Origin of the sequence: Vibrio sp. V42_P2S4T144 (assembly GCF_009904715.1) — a bacterium.
Classification (GTDB): Bacteria; Pseudomonadota; Gammaproteobacteria; order Enterobacterales; family Vibrionaceae; genus Vibrio; species Vibrio alginolyticus.
Genome location: NZ_WXWS01000683.1, coordinates 1 through 4388 on the forward strand (window position 1 = coordinate 1; position 4388 = coordinate 4388).

The window sequence follows — 4388 nt, forward strand, 5'->3', positions numbered from 1 at the left end:
GTTGATGCACTGCGCCATTTCCGTTTCAACCCACAAAGTGATGTCTCTTTCCATAATAAAGCCATGGCTGATGGCTCAAGCCAGTTAAGAATTACCATTAACGGTTTGTGGCGAGACACCATCTTGTACGAAACGATCATCATGAGCATCGTGTCTGAAGTTCGTAGCCGTCAGCGTTGGTCAGATATCCCTGTTGCGCAATTTACCACTGTTTTAGAAGAGAAAGTTCGACACCTAAAGTCGGAACTAAAACGTCGTAACATTACTAACTTTAAATTTTCTGACATGTCGACGCGTCGACGTTTTTCCTTTCAAGCTCAGCGCACTATGCTGGAATATTTGTGCCAGGAAGTGCCGGAATGTTTGACAGGAACAAGCAACTATCACTTAGCAAAAGAGCTGAATTTGACGCCTATCGGCACCGTTGCTCATGAATGGTTTATGGGACACCAAGCTCTGGTGAATGTGCGAGATTCGCAAAAAGTGGCGTTGCAACGTTGGCAAAAAATGTTTGATGGTGCACTAGGTATTGCGTTAACCGATACGATTGGTATCGATGCTTTCCTTAAAGACTTTGATGAAGAACTAAGTAACGCGTACTTCGGTGTACGTCACGATAGTGGTTGCCCTTATAGCTGGGGTGAAAAAATCATTGCACACTACCAGTCGCTGAATATAGACCCATTAACAAAAACACTGGTGTTTACCGACGGACTTAACTTCGAACAAGCGTTAGATATTTGCGAGTATTTCCAAGGACGTATTCAGGTGAGTTTTGGTATCGGTACTTTTCTTGCCAATGATATGGGTGATTATGTCAATAAATATGGTGAAGCCTACCAGCCACTTTCTATCGTGATAAAAATGGTCACGTGCAATGGTTCACCGGTCGCCAAAATCAGTGACGAACCTGAGAAAGCCATGTGTGAAGATATCTTCTTTTTGATGAATCTCAAGCGCCGCTTTGAACAACCTCTTGATTTAAATGAGTGTCGTAAAATGATTGATCGTTTAGAAACTGAAGGTCAAAATTATCTCATCGACGCGTAGGCGTTATCCTCTCTCCATGATAAGCACCCTCTATCGTTACGACAAATTTATATAGGTAAACGTGGAGGGTGATTTCGTTATAGTAATATACAGAAGTAACCAGATACAGCGCAGGAAAGCACTCGAAAATTGATGTGTTATCTGCCTTTGATTGGTGTAAATCGATACGTTACAGCATCGTGGACGGCGTATCTTTATCCGACACTAAACTCAGTCTAATCACGTAGTTTGTTCCCACGTACCATGAGCTCACTCGGGTATAGGCGTCTATCTGCTTTTATGACTTTGGGCTTCACGTAGTTGCTTGAATCAGGAGTCAAAATGAACCTAGTAGTACATTTGCAAAAGAAAGCGATCCGAAAATATGGCTATGAGATGGCCACTCGCCAAGCATGGAAGTGTGGTATCAAGGCAAATCTTGTAAAGCGCGTGATTGGCCTTTTTAAAGGACAAATTGTTTGTGTGGTTGAAGGTTGCCGAGCAGAGTTTTCTTCTCCTCTTAATAACCCCCTTCACGAAGATGACAAGCAGGGGCGATATGTGTTTGTTGGCGGTGTATGCTGGGAACCAAATAACATTATAGCGCCTGGTTTCCCTGATTTTATGTTTATGCACGTGCGTAATCTAAGCCACCGTCATAAGTATTTAACGGATGACGAACTATTTTTGAGCTTGGCTTAAAAATAAATCTCATAGACTAGTTCAGCCCAATCATAATCAGTAGTGATACAGTTTTAGCTCTGTTGACACGTTGCTGAGTGTTTCTTGACGTATCTTTTATAAAACAGTGTTTCTTTACTTGTTAATGACAGAGGGTTTGTTTTCGTCTGATGTGATTTCCCTTTTGCGATTTACCATAACGCTCATCAAAGCAAACCATACTGGGATGTAAATCATGAATATGAAATCTATCGCAATTGCAACGGCAGTTGTTGCTGTACTAGCAGGCTGTAAAGACAAAACGCCACCAGCTCCAACTCAAGCAAACATTACTTTGGTTGAAGCGGTGACTGAAACGGTGAAAAAGCCGCACCAAGTATGTAAAGACGTGGTAGTAACCGAGCAAGTTGCCCCTGCGGATGACAATAAAATTATTGGTACGGTTGGTGGCGCAGCAGCTGGAGCAGCGCTGGGCAACCAAATCGGTGGTGGCTCAGGTAAAGTGATTGCAACTGCAGCTGGTACGATTGCTGGTGCACTGACAGGTCGTAAGATCCAGGAGAATGTGCAAAAAGGTGATGTAGTAACAACGACGAAAAAACAGTGTCATACAGAATATACGACATCTGATAAAGTAGTGGGTTACGACGTCACTTACGAAGTTTCAGGTGCACCAACGACGGTTCGTTTGGCGAGCAAGCCAGCGACAAAAACGTTCCCAATTCAAGATGGTAACGTTGTTCTACCACAATAGTTAGCGACTTAACCGAAGCGATTAACAAGCCCTTTTATCTTTGAGATGAAAGGGCTTTTTCACATAAGCGGCGTTTTCATCTATTTTTCCCATTGGAATGTGCGGCCAGAAATACCCGTTAATTTCCGCGTTCGATACAATCACTTTTCTTAAAGTACGAACGGAAAAAACATGGAAGATTTTTACCTGACCGAGCACGGTCTGGCTGGTTATTTCGAAGCGCAATGGTTCGACAAGTTCATTGAGGATCAACAGATTGAGATGATAACCAGTCGCTCAAAACAAGTCCCACTTTCTTTTTTGTCATCACCTCACTGCTCTCAAGTTGCTGATTTTATTGCGCAGGCGGTAATCGAAAGCAGCGTTCAGCCGTATTCCCTACTTGAGGTTGGGGCGGCGCTGGGAAGAAATTATTATGAGTTAGTGCAACGCTTACCTAACCTTAAAGAAGCGACGCTTGTGGAGCCTTCAAATAGGTTAATGGATGGCTTGAAGCAACTATTAATAGAAGAACAACGCGTCGAGCTTACTTACCTTCACGATGTGAACACCTTAAACACTTTAGAGGTAGAGAATAGAGATATCGTACAGAAATGTGCTCATGTTGATTTGACGCTAATTAACCAGCCTTTTGAGCTCGATACTCTCCAATCTCGCTTTGATTTAGTCGTATGTTTAAATGTGATTGATCAATGTGAGTCGCCACTTAGCGTGATCAATGCTCTAAAAAAAACCACCAAGGTGGGTGGGCTGATCGTTGTCTCTTGCACTTATCAGTGGAACGCGAAACACATCAAAAATAAAGAAGAGGCGGTTGATGATATCAAAGAATACTTTGCTGAAGGCTGGCGTCTAGTGTCGGAAGCCGAGCATGAATATCGCATCCGGTTTAATGATCGCTTTGCAAGGCAGTTTTTATCTCACGTAGTCGCTTACGTAAAAACCGATTAGAGCCACATAAAAAAACCGAGCACTTACGGCTCGGTTTTTTAGTCTTTGGGTTAGAGCACAACTTTAAGTAACGTGCGCTTCTTGTTGCTCTTGCAACTTTTTCTTGCGACGCTCTCGTTTAGAAAGCCAAACCAGAGGCACAACAATCATAATGGTTCCTATTGCCATAAATATATCAGGCACTTCTCCAAACCAAATCAATCCCACAAACACGGCACCAATTAAGCCACTGTATTCAGCGCTGGCAATTTTGTTGCTATCGATCGAGCGGTAAGCGATGACACATGTTGCTGCATAAATCATGATGAACAAACTTGAGCCAGCAGCAACAGGGAAAGCACTCCAGTCCCAAGGTTCTGCTTCGATCAGAACAAGCAAGAAGGCTACTGGAATACCTGCCAAGTTTGTCATCAATAACGTTTGCATCACAGACTGATTTTTTGGCAGTTTTCGAATGAGCAAGTTATTGATTGCTAAAGTAATTGCAACAACTAAAGCTGAAATGGCTGCCCAATCGATTTGGTCTGGACGAATGATGACCAATACACCGGCAAAGCCCATTATCGCTGCGGCGACCGATTGCTTAGACAACTGTTCTCCAAAAAAGATTGCTGCAAGTGGCAACATGATCAATGGCGCGGCGTAAAAGATCGCGTTCGCAGTTGCGAGCGGTAAAGATGAGATCGCCAAAACCATGAATATTGCACCAAGTAACCATACGTGAGCGCGAACAGCATGCCACTTAAACCCTTCAAGAAAAGGCGCATTTTTTGTTAGCAGGTAGACTGGCAGCAGGAAAAGCACCGCTGATATTTGTCGGAAAAAGACAAATTGAAAAATAGGCACTTCATTTCCGACACTTTTAATTAAAGAGTCCGAAAGCACCGCAATGAGATTTCCAACAATTAATAGCAGCATCGCTGCTCCGACCGATGTAACTTTCACTTTTTCCTCTCCTCTTTCTTTGCCAAAG

The 4388-nt window shown here is 43.1% G+C and carries 5 protein-coding genes; 4 read left to right on the forward strand and 1 reads right to left on the reverse strand.

Going from position 1 to position 4388, the window contains the following annotated elements; genetic code table 11:
* The 4 genes from pncB to CAG68_RS21980 all read left to right on the forward strand — a co-directional run.
* Positions 1 to 1050 (forward strand): nicotinate phosphoribosyltransferase (gene pncB, locus CAG68_RS21965; RefSeq protein WP_161441660.1); only part of this gene is annotated, 1050 nt, incomplete at its 5' end.
* 321 nt (positions 1051 to 1371) lie between these two features.
* The gene (locus tag CAG68_RS21970) at positions 1372 to 1731 is read left to right on the forward strand and encodes a hypothetical protein (protein WP_005373947.1); all 360 of its coding nucleotides are present in this window, start codon (positions 1372 to 1374) and stop codon (positions 1729 to 1731) included.
* Between the two features lie 214 nt (positions 1732 to 1945).
* A complete protein-coding gene (locus CAG68_RS21975) occupies positions 1946 to 2464 on the forward strand; it encodes a glycine zipper 2TM domain-containing protein (RefSeq protein WP_005373945.1) in 519 nt (172 codons plus the stop codon).
* Between the two features lie 171 nt (positions 2465 to 2635).
* Entirely contained in the window at positions 2636 to 3415 is a 780-nt protein-coding gene (locus CAG68_RS21980; RefSeq protein WP_054730619.1) for a methyltransferase domain-containing protein, read from the forward strand.
* A gap of 63 nt (positions 3416 to 3478) precedes the next feature.
* Here CAG68_RS21980 and CAG68_RS21985 read toward each other — a convergent pair whose 3' ends face one another.
* Positions 3479 to 4360, reverse strand: coding sequence for a DMT family transporter (locus CAG68_RS21985; protein WP_005373940.1), 882 nt, complete (start codon positions 4358 to 4360; stop codon positions 3479 to 3481).
* Positions 4361 to 4388 lie beyond the last annotated feature (28 nt).